The following is a 20,885-nucleotide window of genomic DNA, read 5'->3' as shown; positions in this document are numbered from 1 at the left end:
ACATATGAGCAAGATCTACAAGGTCCTCGGCATCGCGGGCAGCTTGCGCGCCAAATCCTTCAACCGCGCGCTTATCGCTTACGCAGCCAAGACGGCACCTGCGTCGCTCGCGATTACGCCTTACGATCTTGCAGGCCTGCCGATGTTCGACGAAGACGTCGAAGCCAAGGGCTATCCCGATGCGGTCGCCAAGCTGCAGGCGGCCGTGGGGGCTGCCGACGCCTTGCTGATCGCAACGCCGGAATACAATTACGGTACCTCAGGCGTGCTCAAGAATGCGCTCGACTGGATGTCGCGTCCGCCCGGCAAAGCGACGTGTGCAGGCAAGCCCACCGCACTGATCGGCGCGGCGGCCGGCGGCGGCGGCTCGGCGCGCGCCCAGCTCACCTTGCGCCCGACCTTGGCGGCGATGGGCATGCTGCAGCTCGTTGGTGCGGATTGCGCGGTCCCCGCCGCCTATGCGGCGTTCGACGCGAACGGCGACCTTGTGGCCGAAGCCTCGCAAAAGGCGCTCGCCAAGACGCTCGACTCGTTTGCGGCCTGGATCGAACGCTTGGCACCTAAAGCTTAGCGCCTTTCGAGCGTCGTCGGCATCGAACTGTCGAGCTTGGCGCGGATATAGTCGCGCGCCACGACCGGCGGATATTGTGCGGGCCGCTCCGGCCCTCGGCAGGTCGGCAGGCATTCGATGACCGCATCGTCGTTGGGGCCGGAGAAAAACACCAACGACAGACGGCGCGTCGAGGCGTGCGTGTCGCGCGGCGGATTGACGACGCGGTGCAAGGTCGAGCGCCAGCGCCCGTTGGTCCAGCGCGACACGAGATCGCCGATATTGATGACGAAGGCGCCCGGCATCGGCGCAACGTCGATCCAGTTGCCGTCGAGGTCGACTTGCAGCCCGCCGGGGGCATCGTCCTGGCGCAGGATGGTGAAGCCGCCATAGTCGGTGTGCGCACCGTAGCGCAGCTGGCCGGGGGCCGGCGGATCGTTCTGCTCGGGATAGAAGGCCGCGCGCAGCGTGCCGCGCCGCCGGTCGATATAGGGTGCAAAATAATCGGCCGGCAGATCGAGGGCGGCGGCGGCAAGGCGCATCAGCGTGCCCGAAAGTTCGCGCATCGCCATAAAATAGGCATGGAACGCTGGCCCCAATTCCGCCGGTTCAGCCGGAAATAGGTTGCCCGTTGCCGCACTCGCAGCGCCCAATGGCAGCGGCAGCGTCTCGTCCTGCATCGAGCCAAACACGAGCGCTTCCACGAGATCGGGTGGCCGGTCGCTGCCCAGCGTGCGCGCCACGCTCTCTACGCCTGCCGGCACATAGCCGCGCCCTTTGACGCGGTCGGGCACCGTGCTGGCCAATTTATGTGCAAGCGGCAGGTCGAAAAACGCGTTGCCGGCCTTGTAGGCCGAAGCGATCGTGGCCGGCGACACGCCGTGCCCGACGATCGTGGCAAAGCCGAATGTTTCGAACGCAGCGCCGAATTCGCGCGCCGTTTTTGCCAACGCATCCGGCGCTTGGCCGTAGATGGAACCGATATCGACGATAGGAACAGCTGGCATGCGGCTTGCTACCTTTCTGTACGGTCCGCGTTTCGACGCAATCGGCATGCCATTCTCACCTCGCAACGTTCGGAGGCCAGCCTATGACCACGAAATCCAAATTGGCGGTTATGGCCTTGGGGCTGGCACTGCTCGGTGCGGCGGCAAGCGTTGCCCAAGCGCAAATGCGCGAACGCGTCGTCTACGGTCTCAGCTGGCTGCCGCAGGCCGAACATTGCGGATTTTTCCAAGCGCGCGAAACCGGGCTTTATGCGGCGGCCGGGCTCGATGTCGAGCTTGTTCCGGGCGGCCCTGGCATCAACACGGCCCAGCTCGTCGCCGCCGGTCGCTACCACTATGCGATGGGCACTGCCCTCACCACGCTCAACATGCGCTCGAACAGCGTGCCGGGTGTGACGATCGCGGCCCTGTTTCAAAAAAGCCCGCAGACCTTGGTGGCGCATCCGGGTCAAGGCATCACCAAACTCGAAGACCTGAAGACGCGGCGCATCTCGGTTGCGAATTTCTCGCGCACGCAGTTCTGGGCCTGGCTCAAAGCCAGCCACGGTTTCGACGACGCGAATCTGCGGCCCTACACCTACAATCCATCGCTGTTCGTGGCCGATCCCTCGACCGTGCAACAGGGCTTCATCACCGAAGACGCGTTTTTCCTCGGCAAGGCGCTGGGCGCCGAGCCCGTTTCGCTGCTATTGGCCGACTACGGCTATCCCGACTACCAAACGACGATCTTCACGACCGACGCCGAGATCGCGGCGCGCCCGACAGTGGCCCAGCGTTTCGTCGATGCGACCATTCGCGGCTACGCGCAGTGCATTTCAGGCGATCCCACCCCGGCGTTCCGCGCGATCCTGGCGGCGAGTGCCGAGCAGTCGCCCGAACTTTCGGCCTTCAAGATCGCGCAGATGAAGCGCTACGAGCTCGTCGACGGCGGCGACGCCAAGCAACTCGGCATCGGTGCGATGACCGAGGCGCGCTGGAAGCAGATTTTCGACACGATGTCGCAGGCTGGCGTCTATCCGGCCAATCTCGACTGGAAATCCGCCTTCAAGCTCGACTTCGTCAACCGAAACGTCGCCGCCGCGCGCTGACGGCCGCGCGCTCAACGCGCCTAAGGAAATGCCGCGCAAGCTTCCCAGCCGATTTCGCGCGCCTGCGCTTGCGCCCCGGCGATCCACTCGGCGACCAGCGGATGGGCAAGCACCGCATCGCAATAGGCTTGCGCGTCCGGTGCGATCTCGACCGCGTAGGTGCGAAAACGGCTCGCCATTGGTGCCCACATCGCGTCGGCGAAATTGAAGTCGCGCCCGAACAGATAGGGGCCCCCTGCCCCCCACACGGCGCGCGTCTGGCGCCAGCTTTCCTGCACGCGCGCGACTTGGGCTCCCACACCGGGGCGCGCCAGAAGCTTCACGTTCGACGGCACGCCATTGGCGATCGGCCACCGCTTGACCAGATTCATCGGCATGGCCGCGCGCAGCTCCGCGAAATGCGCGTGCATTTCGCAAGCCGACATGCGGGCGGCTGCGCGTGCGCGCGTTTCCTGCGGCCAGATGTCCGAGCCGGGTGCTTGCTCCCACAGATATTCGGCGATCGCCAGCGTATCGGTCACCTGGAAGTCGCCGTCGATCAGCAGCGGGATAAGGCCCGTCGGCGAAATCGCGGCAAGCTTCGCCTTGCTATCGGGGCGCGATAGAAACAGCGTTTCTGATTCGAAAGCGAGCCCGGACAGCCGGCAGGCAAGCCAGCCGCGCATCGTCCAGGACGACGACCATTTGCCGCCGACGATCAGACGCATCATGCAACCCCTCCGTCGTAAAGATGGCACGCGACAAGCGCCTGCGCGTCGCCGCGCGGGACCGGCACTTCGCGCGCACAGCGCGGGCCTGCCGCCGCGCAGCGCGGATGAAACGCGCAGCCCGGCGGCGGTGCGATGGGGCTCGGCACATCGCCGCCAATGCCCGACGGGGCCGCGCGTTCGGCCGTCGCCGCCGCCAGTAGCGCCTGCGCATAAGGGTGGCGCGGCGCTTGCCACAAGGATGCGGCACTGCCGGTCTCAACGATGCGCCCCAGATACATCACCGCCACGCGGTCGCACAGCCAGCGCACCAGCCGCAGATCGTGGCTGATGAAAAGATAGGTGAGTGAGAGACGCTGCTGCAGCTCGACCAGCAGATTGGCGATCTGCGCCTGGATCGACACGTCGAGCGCACTCGTAGGCTCGTCGAGCACGATGAAGGACGGCGCGATGGCCAGAGCGCGCGCAATGCCGACGCGCTGGCGCTGACCGCCCGAAAGTTCGTGCGGATAGCGCCCAGCCGCATCGGCGCGCAGCCCCACGCTCGTCAGAAGTTCGGCGACGCGTGCACGACGTGCCGCACGGCTTGCCCCCACATCGTGCACCTGCAGCGGCATTTCGAGGATTTCGCCGACCGTCTTCGAGCGATTGAGCGACGATTGCGGATCCTGGAAGACCATCTGCGCGCGGCGACGAAACGCTTTGAGATCAGCACTCGGATCCGCCCCCGCAAAACGCACGCTGCCCGCCGTGGGCGGTTCCAGCAGCAGGGCCAAGCGCCCCAATGTCGATTTGCCCGAGCCGCTCTCGCCGACCAAGCCCATGATTTCGCCTGGCGCAACGGCGAGGCTCACGCCTTCGACCGCGCGCACCTTCGGGCGTTCGGCCAACAATCCGGCCAGCGGTGCAGCGGCGACGTCGTAGTGCTTGGACACGGCGACAAGTTCGAGCAACGGCGTTTTCATGCGACCGCCCGCCAGCAAGCGCTCTGCCGCCCGTCGCTGACCTGCTGCAGTGTCTGCAGCCGTTCGCATTCGGCCCCGGCTTGCGCGCAGCGCGCGCGAAAGCCGCAGCCGGGTGCGAGGTTTGCAAGATCCGGCGGCTCGCCCGGAATGGCCGGCAGCTTCCCGTCTTCTTTGGACCCACGCGGCACCGAGGCCAGCAAAGCGGCCGTATAGGGATGCCGAGGATCGGCCAGCACGGCAGGCGTCGGTCCGATTTCGACGAGGCGCCCCGCATACATGACCGCGACGCGGTCGCACAGGCGTGCCACGACCGACAGATTGTGCGAGATCAGCAGCATCGCCATGCCGAGCTCGCGGCGCAACGCATCGAGCAGCGACAGAATGTCGGCCTCGACCGTGACGTCGAGCGCCGTCGTGGGCTCGTCGGCGATCAGGAGTTTTGGCTTGCACATCAGTGCGAGTGCGATCAGCACGCGCTGGCGCATGCCGCCGGACAATTCGTGCGGATACGCCGCAAGTCGGCGCTCAGGGTCGGCGATGCGCAGTTGCACGAGCAATTCGAGCGCGCGCGCGGCAGCGTTTTCCTCGGACATGCCCTTCTCGCGCGCGACGCGCGTGAGCTGTGTGCCGACCGTCATCACGGGATTGAGGGCCGCCGCCGGGTCCTGCACGATCATCGCGATCTCGCTTGCCCGCAAGGCGCGCAACTGCGGCGCATCGAGCTTGCGCAGATCGCGCCCGGCAAACCAAAGCTCGCCCGCCTTGATCGCATCGTCAGGCTTCTGCAGGCGCACGGAGGCGCGCGCCGTGACCGACTTGCCCGACCCGCTCTCGCCGACCAGACCCAAGACCTCGCCCGCCGCAATGTCGAACGACACGTCGTCGGACGGCACGATGACGCCGGCGTCAGTCCGCAGCCGCGTCGTGAGATTGCGCACGCGGAACAAGGGCTCTGGTTCAAGCATCGCCGCGCCGCGTGATTTGGGCCGGATCGAGCGCATCGCGCAGCAGATCGCCGGCAAGATTGAAAGCCGCGACCGACAGGAAGATCAGCAGGCCCGGAAACACCGTGAGCCACCATTGCCCCGACATCACGTAGGTGCGGCTGTCGGCCAGCATGCCCCCCCACGAGGGCTGCGGCGGCTGGATGCCGAGCCCCAGGAAGGACAGCGACGCCTCAGTCAGGATCGACGTCGCCACAAGCAAAGTCGCGTAGACCGCGACAGGCGACGCGCAGTTCGGCAGCACTTCGCGGAACAGCACGCGCAGTTCAGATGCGCCCACGGCGCGCGCGGCCATCACGTATTGTTCGTTGCGCTCGACCAGCACCGAGGCGCGCACGATGCGCGCGACCTTCGGCACGTTGAGCAGACCGATTACGACCATCACCTTGGTGATATGCGGCACGGTGAAGGGGCCGACTTCGATGTCCTGCGTGCCCAAAGCGGCAACGACAGCGATCGCCAGCACGATCGGCGGAAACGCCATCAGCACGTCCATCGTGCGCATGATGCCGGAATCGATTTTGCCGGGGCTGCGAAACGCCGCGATCGCCCCCAGCGGCACGCCGAACAGCAGCGCGATCGCAACCGTGGTCAAGCCCACCGCCAGCGACACGCTGGTGGCATGGACGCAGCGCGCAAAGATGTCGCGCCCGAACTGGTCGGTGCCGAACAGATAGATGTCGCCCGGCGGCAGCAGCCGCAAGCGGCTCGGCCGGTTCGGCGACAATGCGGCAATCTGTTCCGGGAACAAAGCCGCGACCGCGAGCAATAGCAGAAACAGGAACGCCGCCGCCGCCAAAGGATCGCGGCGCACGATGCCGAGCAGACGGCCGAGTGTCTTCGTGCGGCTCATCGCCTGATCCGCGGATCGAGGGCGACGTAGAGCGCATCCATCGCGAAATTGATCGCGACGAACACCGTCACATTGAGCAGCACCAAGCCCTGCACGAGCGGATAGTCGCGCGCGAGGATGCTCTCGTAGAGCAGCCGCCCCATGCCGGGCAGGTTGAAGATCACTTCGGTCAGCACCGCACCCGCCAGCAGATAGCCGAACGAGAAACCGACGGCGGTCAATGTCGGGATCGCGGCATTGTGCAGCGCGTCGCGCCAGACGAGCGTGCGCTCGGGAATGCCGTGCGCGCGCGCAACCGCAATATGCTCGCGCCCCAGCACGTCGAGCATCGAGGCGCGCAGCATGCGCATGACGGTCGCCGCATAGGCCGTGCCGAGGGCGACCGCCGGCAGCAGAATATGCGCAAAAGAGTCGGCGAACCCGGAAGCGGGCGAAACATAGCCGCCCGGCGGCAGCCAGCCGAGCGTGACCGCAAACAGCAGGATCATCAGCAGCCCCTGCCAGAAGACCGGCATCGAGATGCCGACCATCGCGACCACGCGGCACAGATGGTCAAGCGCCTTGCCCTTGTTTGCGGCCGCCAGAACGCCGGTCGGGATCGCGATCGCAAGGGCGATCGCCAGGCTCGCGAGCGCCAGATGCAGCGTGACCGGAAAGCGTTCGCCGATCAGCGCCGACACGTCCATGCTGAACATGAACGAGCGGCCAAGATCGCCGCCCAGCGCGGCCCCCAGCCACAGCGCGAACTGGACCGGCAACGGCCGCTCGAGCCCGAGCGCGCGGCGCATTTCGGCGACCATTTCGGGCGTCGCATTCTGGGTCATCAGCGCCACGGCCGGATCGCCCGGCAACGCGCGCACCACGAGGAAGATCAGAACGCTCGCGCCGAACAGGACCAGCGCCAAAGACGCGGCCCGTCCCGCGAGGAACCCGATCATCCGCGTTTGACCTGGGTGAGGTCCATGAAGTGCGAATAGCGCGGTGCAAAACCCGAAATGTCGGCGCGCCACAGATGGTAGGCGTTGAGGCGCCCGATCCAAAGCGCCGGGCAGTCTTCGACGAGGATTTTCGACACACGCTGCAGGCCGGGCATTTTGCGTGCGTTTTCGAGATAGCGGAAGCTGTCCATCGTCGCTTCTTCGAACGCGGCGTTGCGGTAGCCCATCCAGCGCGCCTGGTTGCCGTCCTTGTGGTAGTTGTTCCAGATCAGATAGCCCTCGATCGAGGACTGCATCGAGGGATGCGGGAAGGCCTGCCAGTCGCCGTTTTGGGCGCTGCGATACATGCTGACGAAGTCGGTCTGGCGGATATTCATGCGGATGCCGACATCCGCGAGATTCGCCTGCATCACGATCGCCGCTTCGCGCGCTTCGACATAGGCCGAGGGTGCGGGCACGATCGCCTCGAACGCGAAGCCGCGCGGCATGCCCGCCTCGCGCAGATGGAAACGCGCGCGGTCCGGGTCGTAGGCAAGCTGCTTGGCGAGGTTCGCGTCGTACCAGAACTCCGTCGGTGCGGCCGGCAGGGCCGACGGGGTCACGAGGCCCGAATAGATCTCATCGCAGATATAGTCGCGATCGACTGCGCACGACACCGCTCGGCGCAGATGCACGTTGTCGAACGGCGCCTTGGCGGTGTTCATCGGCATGTAGAAGATGCCGGCCGACGGACGCGAAGCGCCGGCAAAACCCGGCGTGCGGGCCATCGCGGCGAAATCCTTGGGCGGGCAGTTCGAAATGATGTCGACCGTGCCGGCGCGCAGATTGGCAAGCTGCGTGGCCGCATCGGGAATGCGCAGCAGCTTGATCGTCTGCGTGGCGGGCTTGCCGCCGAAATAGTCGGGATTAGCTTCGAACTCGGCCGACACGTCGGCCTGGAAACTGGTCGGGATGTAGGGCCCGGAACCCGCCATGCGGCTGCCGCGATAGAGATTCTCGCCGGTCGCGCCCTCGTTCACCACATCGGTGCCGCGGCGCACGATCGCGGCCTCGTAGCCCATCAGCTGCATCCAGCCGACCCACGGCTCCACAAGCTCGACCTTCACCACGTAATCGCCGTCCTTGGTGACGTTCTTGATGAAGCGCCGCAGATTGCCGCGCCGACGCGCCGTGGACAGATACTGGTCGTACGAATAGACGACGTCTTCGGCGGTCAGCTTGTCGCCGTTGTGGAAGCGCACGTCGCGGCGCAGCTCGAATGTATAGTTAAGACCGTCGGCGCTGATCGTCGGCAAGGACGCTGCGACGTCGGGCACCATCGTGCCGTCGGGGCCGACTTTCAGCAAATTGGAATAGACGAGCAGATTGGCCGCCGCCGTCTCGACATTGCCGACATGCCAGGGATGGATGTTCGGCAGATTGCCGAGCAACGACGCCGTGACGGTGGTACGATTCTGTGCTGTCGCAACACCGGGAAGAAAGCCCGAAGCCGCCACGCCGGCGGCCGCGCCCAGAAAACCACGGCGCCCCAAACTGCCTTTCCCCATTGCCCCCTCCGCTCCGCTTCAATCCCGGCCGCACCGCGATTGTTATACAAAAACTACAGTAGATGACCTACAAATCAAGCAATTACGGTGCCAGAAAACGGCACAAGACGCAGCGCAATCGCAAAACGGAGCCGGTATCGACAATGAACGCAGCCCAAAAAGCACAAGCCGCCGCCGCCGCGTCGGGCGACAAAGCTGTCTCTCTGCTGCGCGAATTCATCGCCCTGCAGCGCCAGGGCGAAGCGGCCGTGCAGGCACGCTTTGCAACCGCGTGCGAATCCTTCGGGGCGACCGTTGTGCGCCATCGCTATCTGCCCGCCGACGTGAATCCGCGTGACGAGTTCGCTTCCGGCATTGCGATCGCACCCGACATGCGCGAAGCGGTCGTGGCGCGCTTGCCCGGTACGGGCGGCGGACGCAGCATGCTCGTGTTTGCGCATCCCGACGGCGAGCCGTTCCAGCCGCAGCATGGCTGGCGCCACGATCCGTTTGCGGGCGAAATCGAAAACGGTCGCCTCTATGGCTGGGGCGTTGCCGACGATCTTGCCGGCGTTGCGACAATGGCGGGCGCCTTGCAGGTGCTGAGCGATCCCTCCCTGCGCCCGGCGGGCGACCTTATCTTGTGCAGCACGCCGTCCAAGCGCCATGCGCGCGGCGTGCATGCGCTGCTGCAGGCGGGCTTCGTTGCCGACGCTGCGATCTATCTGCACCCGGCGGAATCGGGAGTGGGCATGCGCGAGGTCAAGACTTTCGCCTCGGGCCAGCTCGTGTTCCGCGTCACGGTTGAAGGCCGCCTGCCCGACACGCAAGAGCCCGGCCACGCGGCCTTCGCGCACACGGCCGTCAACCCGATCGACAAGGCCGTGCTGATCCATGGCGCGTTGCGCGCCCTCGACGAACGGCGCGGCAGCCGCGTGACGAATCCCTCGTTGCAGGCCGCCATCGGCCGATCGACCAATCTGCTGATCGGCGACTTTTCCACGCTCGGCGATGGGCGCGCCGCGCGCATCGCACCGGCGGTGCGGCTCTCCTGCGCGCTGTCGTTCCCGCCCGGCGAAAAACTCGCCGACGTGCAGGCCGAAGTCGCCGCCGCGATCGCTGCGATCGTGAAGGCCGACGAATATCTCAGCGCCAAGCCGCCCAAGGTCGAGTTTCTGTCGGGCGTCACGGGTGCGGAAGTGCCGGACGGCCATGCGCTGCGCAATGCCGTCGATGCGGCCGTGCTGGCGGCAACCGGCCAAGCGCCGCACGCCAACGTCATGCACACCTCGTCCGACATCCGCAATCCGATGGTGCAGAACGGCATTCCGTGCGTGGGGCTCGGGCCGCTGTGCGGCGATCTCACGCAGAACGGCGCGCGCGACGAATGGGTGGACGTTGCCGATTTCAAGCGCGGCGTGGGCGTGATCGCCGGTGCGATCGCCTTGTGGAGCAGCCCTGCCTAGAAAGCGGCAACGCAGCTCACGCGCGAACGATGCGCACGGTGCGGCCCAATAGACCAGCACCGGCCTGTACGAATTCATCGACGGCGGGAAGCGACCGCGTCCCGCCGGTCCGCGCAAGAACGAGCTGCACCGCGTCGCGCGTCCATTCGAGACGGGCCGCCATCGCGAGATAGTCGCCGCTGCGCAGGCTCCAGCTTTCGCCGTCGTCCTCGAAATGCGGGGTTGGAGCGAGGCTCTGGCCGCTCGCGGCGCCGGGCACAAAATAGAGATGACGTGCGGGCGCATCGTGCGGCCGCACAGCCGGGATGTCGGGACCTGCAAGGGCAAGTACTGCACCGACCCGCACGAAGATTGGCGGGCGGCCCAAGGGGGCATCGACCGTGACCGTCTCGCCGGCCGGATAGAGACGGCCCGTATGGAAATCGGCCCAGCCTTCGGGGCCTTTGGGCAGATACACCGCGCGTTGGCGTTGGCCCGGCTCGACCACCGGTGCGACCAGCAGATCGGGGCCGATCAAAAACGTGTCGTGTTCGCCGCGGCAGTGCGGATCGGCATCGTAGTGGTAAAGCAGCGGCACCATCGAGGGAACACCTTGTGCCGCACCCAGATAGCCGCGCGTGTAGAGGATCGGCAGAAAGCGATAGCGCAGGCGCAAGGCTGCGCGCACCGCATCGAGCACGCTTGGATGCGTCCACGGCTCGGTCGCTTCGCCCACATCGGGTTTCCACGAATTCATCACCGCGCGCGGATGCAGCGCCATCATCTCGACCCAGCGGCACAGCAACTCAGGATCGGGCTGCGGGCCTGCAAAGCCGCCGATATCGTGACCGATCTTGCCGAGGCCCGACAGCGCCATCGAAAGGCCGTTGCGCATATTCCATTTGAGCGTATGCCACGAGGTGAAATTGTCGCCGCTCCAGGTTTCGGCGTAGCGCTGGATGCCGGGCGGGCCTGCGCGCGTGATCGTGTAGGGGCGCTTGTCCGGATTGCGGCGCGCACTTGCCTCGAACGTCGCGCGCGACATCAGCAGCGCATGCAAAGGCCGCGATGCCTGGACCGCGATCTCCTTGCCGAAGCCGCGCCCGGATGCGCCCTCGCGCCAGGCTTCGTATTCGTTGTTGTCGTTCCAGCCGCAATCGAAGCCGGCATCGAGCACTTGGCGCGCCAAGCCGTCTTGCCACCACGCAACCGTCTTGGGATTGGTGAAATCGAGGAAGCTGCCGTGCCCGTCCCAGAATTGCTCGACGACGGGGGCCCCGTCCTTCGTGGCGAGGAACCCGCCTTCGGCCGCGAGCCCCGCATAGGCCGGGTGGTCGTCGATCAGCACGGGTTTCAGATTGGCAACCGTTTTGAGTTCGGCTGCACGCAGCTTTGCGAACAAAGCGGCGGGATCCGGAAACTTGTCGCGGTTCCAGGTGAAGACGTAGCGCCGCTTGCCGCGGCTCGAATAGCCCGAGCCGAAATGGATCGAACTGATCGGAATGCCGTCGGCGCGGCAGCGCTCGGCGAACGCGCCGATCTTGGCTTGCGCTTTGGCGTCGTCCGCATGGTGCATCGAGGTGAAGGCAAAGCCATAGGCCCAACGCGGAGCCAGATGCGGCAGGCCCGTGAGATGGGCGAAATCTTCGGCGATGTCGCGCAAGCTCGCGCCCAGCGTCACATAGAAATCGAGTGCCGGTTCCTCGGCTTCGACATAGCGGTAAAAGCCGTGGTAGTTCGAGCGCTCGCAGCCGAGATCGATCGTGAGCGGTGCGAGCGTGTCGTAGAACAGCCCCGCCCAGCTTCCGGGCGCGCTTTCGACGGCAAAAAACGGCACGTGTTTGTAGAGCGGATCGCCCTGCTCGGCGTCGTAGCCGAGTGCGTCGAGCTGCAGGATGCGAAAACGCCGGCCGGCACGGTCGATGGGCCCCGTCTTGTCGCCGAGCCCGAAATAGCGCTCGCTGCCGACGCGGTTCTGGTAGTGGCGCAAGCGACGTCCTTCGTCGCAGCGCAGATACGCACCGCTTTCGCGGTCTTCGAGGACGGTTTCCCACGTGCCGTCCGCGTTGCGTTTGTCGAAAGCGAGGCGCACAGGGGCCGCCGTCACGCGCACGCGCAGATTTCCTGCCGTCAGCGCGTAGCCAGCCTCGGACTTGGCGAGCGTTGCGGCCGGGTTCGCGAAACCCGCATCGTCGTGGCGCGACCGGCCTTCCCACGGCACGTCGCCGTCGGGGGCGACCATCCAGCTGCGGTCGACCGGAAAACCCGCTTGCGGCGTAAGGCTCACGCGTACGCGCGCTGCCGACAGCAGCGCCACGCGCAGCGTATAGCCGTCTTCGAGTTCGAAGCTTGCTTGATGCGCCGATGCGGTTGCCGCAACGACCCGTTGGAATGAAATCACGCCGTTCTCCGAGCCAATGCTTTGCCCTCGCCGTCGAACAAATGTAGCGACGACGAGCCGGCAAAATCCACACCGACTGATTGGCCGCGTTCGATGCGCGTCTGGCCCGCGAGCCGCACGACGAGCGTGGCCCCTTCGGCGAGACTGCCATAAATGTAGCTCTCGCCGCCCAATTGCTCGGTCAAATCGACTTTCATGTCGGCTTGGCCTGCACCGGGCTCGACCAGAAGCAGATGCTCGGGCCGCACGCCGAGCGTAACCGTTGCACCCGCCTTCGGTTGGGCCGTACCTGCCGCCGCCAAGCCCGTCGCATGCACCTTCCCGCCCACGGCAAGGGCGACAGTGACATCGCCCGCCCCTGCGGAAGCGAGCGTGCCTTTGAGGAAATTCATGCGCGGGCTGCCGATGAAACCCGCCACGAATTCGTTGGCGGGCGCGTTGTAGAGCTCGAGCGGGGCGGCAAACTGCTCGCACCGCCCGTCGCGCAGCACGGCAATGCGGTCGGCCAAGGTCATCGCCTCGACCTGGTCGTGCGTGACGTAGATCATCGTGTTGCCGATGCGCTCGTGCAACGCGCCGAGTTCGGCGCGCATGCGCACGCGCAATTCGGCGTCGAGATTGGACAAAGGCTCGTCGAACAGGAAAATCTTGGGCTCGCGCACGACTGCCCGGCCGATCGCGACACGCTGGCGCTGGCCGCCGGACAAAGCCCCCGGCCGCCGCTCCAAATACGGCTCGAGGCGCAGCATGCGCGCGGCTTCCGCCACGCGCCGGTCGATTTCGGCCTGCGGCATGCGCACGTTCTCGAGCCCGAAAGACAGGTTCTTGCGCACGCTCATATGCGGATAGAGCGCGTAGGACTGGAACACCATGGCAAGGCCGCGCTCGGAGGCGCCGAGCTCATTCACGCGTTTGCCGTCGATGCGCACCTCGCCGCCGCTGACGGATTCGAGTCCCGCGATCATGCGCAGTAAGGTCGATTTGCCGCAGCCCGAAGGGCCCACGAACACGCAAAACTCGCCGTGTTCGATGGCCAGGTCGATGCCGTGGATGACGTTCGTGGCGCCGAACGACTTGCGGACAGCGGAAAGTTCCAGCGTGGCCATTGCTATTTCATCCCGGTGTTGGCGATGCCGGTGGTGATGTATTTCTGCAGGAAGGCGAACACGAAAGTCACGGGCAGCAGCGTGAGCACCGTCATCGCCAGCAGATAATGGGTCGCGTCGAGCATCTCGCCTTTGAACGACGAAAGGCCAAGCTGCAGCGTGAAGGTCTCGGAGCGCGACAGCACCACGAGTGGCCACAGAAAATCGTTCCAGCGCCAGATGATCGACAGGATCGCGAGTACTGCGATCGCGGGCAGCGCGAGCGGCAGCACGATCTTGTAGTAGATCTTCCATTCCGAGGCCGAGTCCATGCGCGCGGCCTCGATGAGCTCGTCCGGGATCGTGAGCATGTATTGGCGCAGCAGGAACACGCCGGTGGGCGTCGCAGCACCCGGGATGATCACGCCCCACAAAGAGTCGAGCATGCCGAAGTTTTTCACGACGATGAAGAGGGGCACCAGAATGACGGTCGCAGGCATCAGCAACGTCGCCACGATCAGCAGCATGAACACATCGCGCCCGGCGAAGCGGTATTTGGCCAACGCGAACGCCGCCATCGAACTGATCGCAAGCGTCATCAGCGTCGCCACGACAGTGACGAACACCGAATTGCCGAAATAGAGGCCGAAGCGGAACGTGCCCGCCGCCCCGCCGCCGAACGTCGGCTCGCTGTAATTCTCGAAGCGTGCACGCACGGTTTCGTGCGGCCGCGTGTCGCGGCGCGGCACTTGGATCGTTTCGTCCGGTTTCGCCGGGTCGGCGAGCACGACGTTGGCGCCCGACAGGCGCAGCTGGGCCAAGATGCGTGTTGTGCCGTCGGGTGCCGTCCATTCGACGAGATTGACGGGTCGCGTACTCCCCGGCAGCACCGCCGTCACCTGCTCGTAGGGCAAAAAGCGCGGATCGCTTTCGATCAATGCGCGCTGCGATTTGAACGACGACACGAACAGCCACACGACGGGTGCAAGGATCAGCAGCACGCCCAAGACGAGATAGGCATAGGCCAGAATGTCGGTCCAATCGACGCGGCCCGGGTTGCGCGTGCGCGTGAGGAAGGCGATTGCGCGTCCCATATCAGGCTCCTGCCTTTCGCCGCGTGAGTGCGAGCTGCACCAAGGTCAGCACCAAAACAACGCCGGCCAGCAGCACCGAGGCCGCCGCCGCCACGCCGTAGAGCTTGGCGTCGCTGACAAACGCGGATTCGTAGATTTCCTGGATCACCATGCGCGTGGCGGTCCCGGGCCCGCCGCCGGTGAGCACATAGACCTCGTCGAAAATCTGGAAGGCGCGGATCAGCGAAAGGACGAGAACCACAAGCAGCGTGGGCATCAAGAGCGGCACCGTGATGCGCACGAAGGCGCGCCATTTGGGCGTGCCGTCCATCTCGGCTGCTTCGTAGAGATCGCGCGGGATCGCCTGCAAACCTGCAAGCAGGATCAGCATGAAGAAGCCCAGATGCGACCAGGTATAGACGAACACAACCCAGAAGAACGGCCACGACGAATTGGCATCGGCCAGCCAGTTGACCGGCCGCCAGGCTTGCGTGGCGATGCTTGCGCGCACATCCCACGCGAACACGAGCCACGCGGCGGCACATGCGCACAAAACAAGGGCCGCGATCGCCAAACCGCCTTTGGCACGCAGCGCCCATAAGCGACGCGCGATCGCGGCCACGACGAGGAGGGCGGCGATCTTGGCGACCATTTCGAGCGGCCCCCAGGCGGCCAGCGCGTTGCGCGTCTCGGCAAGTTCCGCCAGCAACGCATTCAGAATGCCGCGCCGCTTCAACACCCAATCCCACACGACTGCGACCACGACCGGCGACAGCATGACGGGATAGAAAAACAAAGCGCGCCAGAAGCCGCGCGCGCGGATTTCGCGGTTGAGAACGATCGCGGTGGCAAGGGCTACCGCCGTCATGATCGGCACCTGGATCACGGCGAAGAGCAGCGTGTTCCACATGCCGGTCCAGAAGCCGAAACCCGACACGGGGCAGCTTTTGGGCACGAAGATGGACTCGCAGGCAAGCAGCGCTTCGTAGTTGCGCAAGCCCACGAAGGGCCGGTCGGCGAGGATCGTCGAGGCGCCGCCTGTGAAGGAAATGTAGATATTCAGCAAAGCGGGCAGGAAACTGAACAGCCCGAAAATCGCCATCGTCGGCAGCAAAAACACGTACGGCAGGCCGCGCAAGCCCAGCTTCGTCTGCAGCCAGCGCATCGGCGGTTCGAACGCCGCAAGCAGCGGCGTTACGACCCAACGCATAGCGGGCCCGCCGTCGGTCGTGTCGACGACCGCAGACGGGCCCGGTTCGGCTTCAGCAGCCATCGGGGTGGTTTAGTTCCCGATCGCTTGGGTAACCTCTTCGTTGATCTTGCGGTACGCCTCGTCGAGCGTGAGGGTGCCGGTGATCGCCTGCGAGATATGGTTCACCGTCGCGTTGAAGACCGCAACGTTGCGCTCATAGCCCTGCAGCTGGTGCGCCTGGGCCGGCACCTTGTCGTAGTTGGCCGTGAACGCCTTCAAGGCCGCAATGGCGGCGGGCGACACGTCCTTGCCGTAGTCGAGGCCGCGCGCGGCGAGGCCCTTGTGCGCCGGGATCTGGAGCGTGCGCTCGTAGTATTCCTTGAGCACGGGCTCCGACGCCATGAACTCCATCACGCGGGCCACGGCCTGCGGATTGCGCGTGGCCTTGAAGCCCACCATCGCCGCACCGCCGGGCATCGCACCGCAGCCAGCCGGGCCGCAAGGCTGCGGGATCGCAACCCAGTCGAAACGGTCGCCGATCGTTTCCGAATAGCGCTGGATCATCCACGAGCCCGCGACATGCATGACCGTGTCACGGTTGATGAACTGGTCCGCCCCGTTGCGCCAACGCGCACCCGATGCACCCGGCCAGATTTCCTTCATGATGCCTTCGCGATGCCAGCGCACCATGCGCTCCGAGAAGGCCTTGAAGCCGTCGTCGATGAGGGCCGGACGGCCGTTCGCGTCGAAATACTTGGCCCCGTACGACATGGCGGGTCCGGCGAAGCGATGGCCCGAGCGGTCCATCTCGATGCCCGAATAGACGTTGAGCTTCTGCTGCACCTGCTTGATCGCAGCCGCCCAATCGTCCCACGTGGCACCGGCGGGCGGAACGGCCACGCCGGCTTCGGCAAACATCGTCTTGTTGACGAACGGCCCGGTGACGGTGAGCTGCGTGAGGAACCCGTAGATGCCCTTGTCGTTGCTGCCCACGCGCATCCAGTTCAGCGTCTGGGCGAAATTCTCTTCCCAATAGGCGGCGTTCACGAGCGGGCGCAGGTCGAGATAGTATTTATTGAGGCCGGCGAGATTGGTGACGCGCGCCATATCGGGGCCTTGGCCGGCCTGCAGGCGCGTCTCGAGCTGTTCGCGCACCACGTTGAAGCCGACCTTGTCGACCACGACTTTGATGCCGGGATTGGCGCGCTCGAACTTGTCGAGCAATTCGCGCGACACTTCGCATTCGTTGGCGTCGGCGTAGCACATGTAACGGAGTTCGACGGGCGCTTGGGCGAAGCCCGAAACGGCGGTCAGAGTCGAAGCGGCAAAGGCGGCCGCACCTGCCAGTTTACGCATGGTTTTCCTCCCCTATTGAAGCCGGACCGGCGCTTGGCGCCGGTTTTTCTTGGCAACAAGCTGACATCCGGGGAAGATCGCTGTCAATCGCAAAGGAATGACCATTGGCCGCACACCCCGCTCTGCCCGATCCGCTGTGCGGCCCCGACGGCGCGCGGGTGCGCGACGTGCATTTATGGCGTGACAAGCTGCGCCCACACTGGCTTGCGGCCTGCACACGCGAAATCTACGGGCCGCTGCCGCCCGCAACTTCCCCAGGCGTCGAGATCGGCGCAAGGCGCGGTGCGCGCATCCCCATTGCCGTCACCTTCGACCCCGCCTTGCCGCCCGCGAACGTTGCCCTCTATCTGCCCGACCGACCGGCCCACGCTGTGTTTTTCGGGCCGAATTTCGCGGGCAATGCGTCGATCGATCCCGATCCTGCAATCCCGCTCGATCGCGGCTGGATGCGGCCCGAGCCTGCCTGGGGCATTGCCGACAACCGCGCCACCGAGGCCACGCGCGGCGTGCACGCTTCACGCTGGCCACTTGCCGAGATCCTGGCGCGCGGCTATGCGGCCGCAACTTGATACGACGGCGACATCTGCCCGGACGATCCCGAACTATGCGCCGAACGCGGACAAAAACACGCGACGCCGGCGGGTGCGATCGCGTTTTGGGCCTGGGGCTTTTCGCTGGTACTGGACGCACTCGCGCAAAGCGGCCTTGTCCCTACCGACAAGGCGATCGCGATCGGCCATTCGCGCCACGGCAAAGCGGCCTTGTGGGCCGCCGCGTGCGACACGCGCATCGCCGGTGCCGTCGCGAACAACTCGGGTGCGGGCGGTGCGCGGCCCTTCCGTTGGCGCGAAGGCGAGGCGATCGGCGACCTGTTCGCGCGCTTCCCGCATTGGTTTGCCCCCGCCTTGCGCGATTTTGCGGGCCGCGAAACGGCGCTGACGGCCGACCAACATATCGTCCTGGCCCTCGTCGCCCCACGCCCACTTTACGTCGCACGCGCGCACGACGACGCGTGGGCGGGCCCGGCGGGCGAACTGGCGGGTCTCGAAGCGGCACGGCCCGTCTACGATCTTTACGGTGCAAGCGAGGCGATAGGGACCCATCTGCGCCAAGGCGGCCACGCGCTGACGCATGACGATTGGCGTCATTTTCTTGCGTTTGCCGATCGCTGCCGAAGCAGCTTCAGGCTCTGAATTCAAACAGAAGAATTGGTCACGGCGGAGGGATTTGAGCCCCCGACCAAGAGATTGCGATTTTCCCGTTCAATGTCGATTAAACAAGGCACTAACGCCTGTTTAGTGACTGATTTCGGAGCTAGTTGAACGCAGCCTCAAATCATTGCAGCGATTATCATGCGACTTCTAGGCATGCAATCAAGAGCGATGTTCAGCACTCAATCCGGCTCCGCGGGATCATTTCATCTGGTCGAAGACGAGAATCTTCGCATCCATCGCCGCCTCGAACGCATCCGTTTCACACATATCGCGTGATGCGTCGGCCAATGGCGGCGGGAGTTGTTTCATTGGTCTCATCCTTACCCCTTTCAAGGTGACGAAGAGCCGGAAACACTCCGGGACGCGAACAACTTACACTGTCCAACGGGCGCCGATGGCGAACAGCCCAATACTAGGCATAGCCTTTCTCGACCTTCGGCGTCGGCACAAAGCGAACCAGGATATTGTCGCCTTCCTTAACTCCCAGAACACGTCGGCCGAAATCATCCATCGGAATCTCGCCTGACTTGCCAGGTGCGATGCGCACCCACGCACGAAGCGGCGCCGGGTTACGTCCGTACATTTCGACGAGATCGTCCGGCGACACTCCGAGCGCCGCCGCATCCTTCGGATCCATGGTCAGAATGCGGCGCTTACCCTTCGCACCGACATATGGTTCGACAGCATCCTCGTTCCGAAAGCGGAAGTAGTGGCGCCCTGCCGCAAGAGCCGCCCGCTGTTTCTTTGTGGCAGACTCATCGACGAGACCGTCGCTCTTCAGGATCACACCATAGACGTCCTTTGCAGCCTCCGCCGATACGTACCCATACTCAATGTCCGCGACAACGCGGGAGAGATCGCGTTCCAAGGGGTCTCCATAACCGCCGCCGCCGGACGAACGAATGACGACGACGTCGTTCTGGAAGATCGGATGCCCCGTGACTTTTCCAGGCGTGGCGAAATCGGACTGCTTTCCATCCCGCTCCAATGACAAATGATAGGGCTTCGCAGAACCACCTTTGACGACCCCCCAAGGCGGAATCACGGCGCGATCGCTGAGAACCGAGTACTGCCCCTCATCATCAAGCAGCCTAACCCGGCGAACCATGCCCACGCCTCCGCGGAATTTTCCGGGGCCGCCGCCATCGGTCCTCAAAGTGCAGCTCTCGATAACGAGCGGCATCTCATTCTCGATCGCTTCAACATTGTGGATCGAGGGTAGGTTCCCGAAGTCGATATTGACGAATGCACTCGGACCATCAGCATCACTAAGTCCGCCGTTTCCGCCGGCCGGCGACTCGTAATAGACATACTGGCGATTGCGGCGCTTGTTCCAGCCGCCAATAGCGTTGGGGAATGAACTGCCGCACAGGTCTCCGGAAATCTTTTCAGGAATAATCTGCGCAAGTGCGCCCAACGAAACGGAAACCGCTCTCTTGCGAACTTCTCCGTGTGCGCCTGCAGGGGCATCCAGAGCGACATTGAAGATGGACGCCGGTGGCGCCTTCAGTGTGATCGGCCGGAACGCACCTTCATTGACGGCCCCTCCCGGGTCGAGCATCGACTTTACTGCGACAAACACGCCCGCGCCTGCAACGGCGAGAGAACTGTTGACCACGCCCGGCACCTGGGGATTCGTTCCCGCGAAATCAGCGATTATCTGATCCCCGGCGACAGTGAGCTTTATGCGCGCAAGAACTGGATCCAACTTCCCAGCGTTGAAGAACTCCAAATAGTCTTCATAGTAGTAGTCGCCATCAGGCAATTCCCGAATCTTGTCTCGGAGCCGACGCTCCGTTCGATCAAGATTGATCGAGAGCGCTTCCGAGACGGTCTTGTCGCTATATTTGCCGACGAGCTTCCTGATCCGGCTTTCCGCGACCTTGCAGGCTCCCAAAGAGGCATTCAGGTCGCCTTCCCGCTCTTCAGGGACCCGCATGTTTGCCATCAGCAGCGACATAGCCGCCCGATTGATCTTGCCCCGCTCATAGATCTTGATCGGCGGAATTCGGACGCCTTCCTGATAGATGTTGGTCGAGAGGCCGGAGTAACTGCCAGGCACCATTCCTCCGACGTCCACCCAGTGCGCCCGGACTGCCGGGAAAATCATCAGCTTGCCGTTCTCGTCGAAAACCGGCCACAGCAGGGTCACATCGTTCAGGTGGGTCCCGCCGCGGTACGAGTCATTCAGAAGGATCGCGTCGCCCGGCGCCAGGTCGTCCTTGAAGTCTTCGAATGCGCACCTGACGCCCCACGGTAACGGCAGAACATGGCCGGGATGATCCCAGGATTGGGCGACCATCTGGCCGTCTGGACCAAAAAGCGCGCAGGAGAAATCGTCAAACTCATAGATCACGGATGAATAAGACGCACGGATGATGTTTGCGCGCATCTCGCGAACAATCGCCACCAACCCTTCGCAAACCACTTCAAGGGTGATCGGGTCGATTGCCTTAACTGGATTCTTTTTCACGGCAATAG

The 20,885-nt window shown here is 64.6% G+C and carries 18 protein-coding genes; 5 read left to right on the top strand and 13 right to left on the bottom strand.

Features of this window, described 5'->3' with window-relative positions:
* The first annotated feature begins 4 nt into the window (after positions 1-4).
* On the top strand, positions 5-571 hold the full coding sequence (locus O9320_08240) for an NAD(P)H-dependent oxidoreductase (protein MCZ8310828.1): 567 nt from the start codon (positions 5-7) through the stop codon (positions 569-571).
* On the opposite strand, the gene O9320_08235 is transcribed toward O9320_08240, so the two are convergent.
* On the bottom strand, positions 568-1,557 hold the full coding sequence (locus tag O9320_08235) for an isopenicillin N synthase family oxygenase (protein MCZ8310827.1): 990 nt from the start codon (positions 1,555-1,557) through the stop codon (positions 568-570). The two genes, O9320_08240 and O9320_08235, sit on opposite strands and share 4 nt — an antisense overlap.
* 83 nt (positions 1,558-1,640) lie before the next feature.
* Here O9320_08235 and O9320_08230 point away from each other — a divergent pair, with 83 nt between their 5' ends.
* Positions 1,641-2,645, top strand: coding sequence for an ABC transporter substrate-binding protein (locus O9320_08230; GenBank protein MCZ8310826.1), 1,005 nt, complete (start codon positions 1,641-1,643; stop codon positions 2,643-2,645).
* A 20-nt stretch (positions 2,646-2,665) separates the two neighbouring features.
* On the opposite strand, the gene O9320_08225 is transcribed toward O9320_08230, so the two are convergent.
* Genes O9320_08225 through O9320_08200 form a run of 6 tightly spaced genes read right to left on the bottom strand, consistent with a single transcriptional unit; the run spans position 2,666 to position 8,659 of the window.
* On the bottom strand, positions 2,666-3,355 hold the full coding sequence (locus O9320_08225; protein MCZ8310825.1) for a glutathione S-transferase N-terminal domain-containing protein: 690 nt from the start codon (positions 3,353-3,355) through the stop codon (positions 2,666-2,668).
* Positions 3,352-4,317, bottom strand: coding sequence for an ABC transporter ATP-binding protein (locus O9320_08220; GenBank protein MCZ8310824.1), 966 nt, complete (start codon positions 4,315-4,317; stop codon positions 3,352-3,354). Before O9320_08220 ends, O9320_08225 begins: the two co-directional genes overlap by 4 nt.
* Positions 4,314-5,282 carry an ABC transporter ATP-binding protein gene (locus O9320_08215; protein ID MCZ8310823.1) on the bottom strand — a complete coding sequence of 323 codons (969 nt, stop codon included), beginning with the start codon at positions 5,280-5,282 and terminating at the stop codon, positions 4,314-4,316. The genes O9320_08220 and O9320_08215 overlap by 4 nt, the downstream gene beginning before the upstream one ends.
* Positions 5,275-6,174: an ABC transporter permease gene (locus tag O9320_08210; GenBank protein MCZ8310822.1), complete on the bottom strand. Its 900-nt coding sequence runs from the start codon at positions 6,172-6,174 to the stop codon at positions 5,275-5,277. The genes O9320_08215 and O9320_08210 overlap by 8 nt, the downstream gene beginning before the upstream one ends.
* A complete protein-coding gene (locus O9320_08205; GenBank protein MCZ8310821.1) occupies positions 6,171-7,112 on the bottom strand; it encodes an ABC transporter permease in 942 nt (313 codons plus the stop codon). The genes O9320_08210 and O9320_08205 overlap by 4 nt, the downstream gene beginning before the upstream one ends.
* On the bottom strand, positions 7,109-8,659 hold the full coding sequence (locus O9320_08200) for an ABC transporter substrate-binding protein (GenBank protein MCZ8310820.1): 1,551 nt from the start codon (positions 8,657-8,659) through the stop codon (positions 7,109-7,111). The genes O9320_08205 and O9320_08200 overlap by 4 nt, the downstream gene beginning before the upstream one ends.
* 143 nt (positions 8,660-8,802) lie before the next feature.
* Between O9320_08200 and O9320_08195 the strand changes: the two genes are divergently transcribed.
* Positions 8,803-10,104, top strand: coding sequence for a M20/M25/M40 family metallo-hydrolase (locus tag O9320_08195; GenBank protein ID MCZ8310819.1), 1,302 nt, complete (start codon positions 8,803-8,805; stop codon positions 10,102-10,104).
* Positions 10,105-10,120: 16 nt separating this feature from the next.
* On the opposite strand, the gene O9320_08190 is transcribed toward O9320_08195, so the two are convergent.
* Genes O9320_08190 through O9320_08170 form a run of 5 tightly spaced genes read right to left on the bottom strand, consistent with a single transcriptional unit; the run spans position 10,121 to position 17,190 of the window.
* Entirely contained in the window at positions 10,121-12,484 is a 2,364-nt protein-coding gene (locus O9320_08190; GenBank protein ID MCZ8310818.1) for a glycoside hydrolase family 31 protein, read from the bottom strand.
* Positions 12,481-13,590, bottom strand: a complete 1,110-nt coding sequence (gene ugpC, locus O9320_08185; GenBank protein MCZ8310817.1) for a sn-glycerol-3-phosphate ABC transporter ATP-binding protein UgpC — start codon at positions 13,588-13,590, stop codon at positions 12,481-12,483. Before ugpC ends, O9320_08190 begins: the two co-directional genes overlap by 4 nt.
* A 2-nt stretch (positions 13,591-13,592) precedes the next feature.
* Entirely contained in the window at positions 13,593-14,663 is a 1,071-nt protein-coding gene (locus tag O9320_08180) for a carbohydrate ABC transporter permease (protein ID MCZ8310816.1), read from the bottom strand.
* Position 14,664: 1 nt separating this feature from the next.
* On the bottom strand, positions 14,665-15,915 hold the full coding sequence (locus tag O9320_08175) for a sugar ABC transporter permease (GenBank protein MCZ8310815.1): 1,251 nt from the start codon (positions 15,913-15,915) through the stop codon (positions 14,665-14,667).
* A 9-nt stretch (positions 15,916-15,924) separates the two neighbouring features.
* Positions 15,925-17,190 (bottom strand): ABC transporter substrate-binding protein, encoded by a 1,266-nt coding sequence (locus tag O9320_08170; protein MCZ8310814.1) that lies wholly within the window; start codon positions 17,188-17,190, stop codon positions 15,925-15,927.
* Between the two features lie 104 nt (positions 17,191-17,294).
* Between O9320_08170 and O9320_08165 the strand changes: the two genes are divergently transcribed.
* Entirely contained in the window at positions 17,295-17,759 is a 465-nt protein-coding gene (locus tag O9320_08165) for a hypothetical protein (protein MCZ8310813.1), read from the top strand.
* A gap of 192 nt (positions 17,760-17,951) precedes the next feature.
* Positions 17,952-18,383: a hypothetical protein gene (locus O9320_08160; GenBank protein ID MCZ8310812.1), complete on the top strand. Its 432-nt coding sequence runs from the start codon at positions 17,952-17,954 to the stop codon at positions 18,381-18,383.
* Positions 18,384-18,816: 433 nt separating this feature from the next.
* On the opposite strand, the gene O9320_08155 is transcribed toward O9320_08160, so the two are convergent.
* Positions 18,817-20,877: a hydantoinase B/oxoprolinase family protein gene (locus O9320_08155; GenBank protein MCZ8310811.1), complete on the bottom strand. Its 2,061-nt coding sequence runs from the start codon at positions 20,875-20,877 to the stop codon at positions 18,817-18,819.
* Between the last annotated feature and the right edge of the window lie 8 nt (positions 20,878-20,885).

Origin of the sequence: Magnetospirillum sp., from assembly GCA_027532905.1 — a bacterium.
Taxonomy (GTDB): Bacteria; Pseudomonadota; Alphaproteobacteria; order CACIAM-22H2; family CACIAM-22H2; genus Tagaea.
Note: the sequence above shows the minus strand (reverse complement) of the source record. Positions and strands in the feature narration are given on the sequence as shown.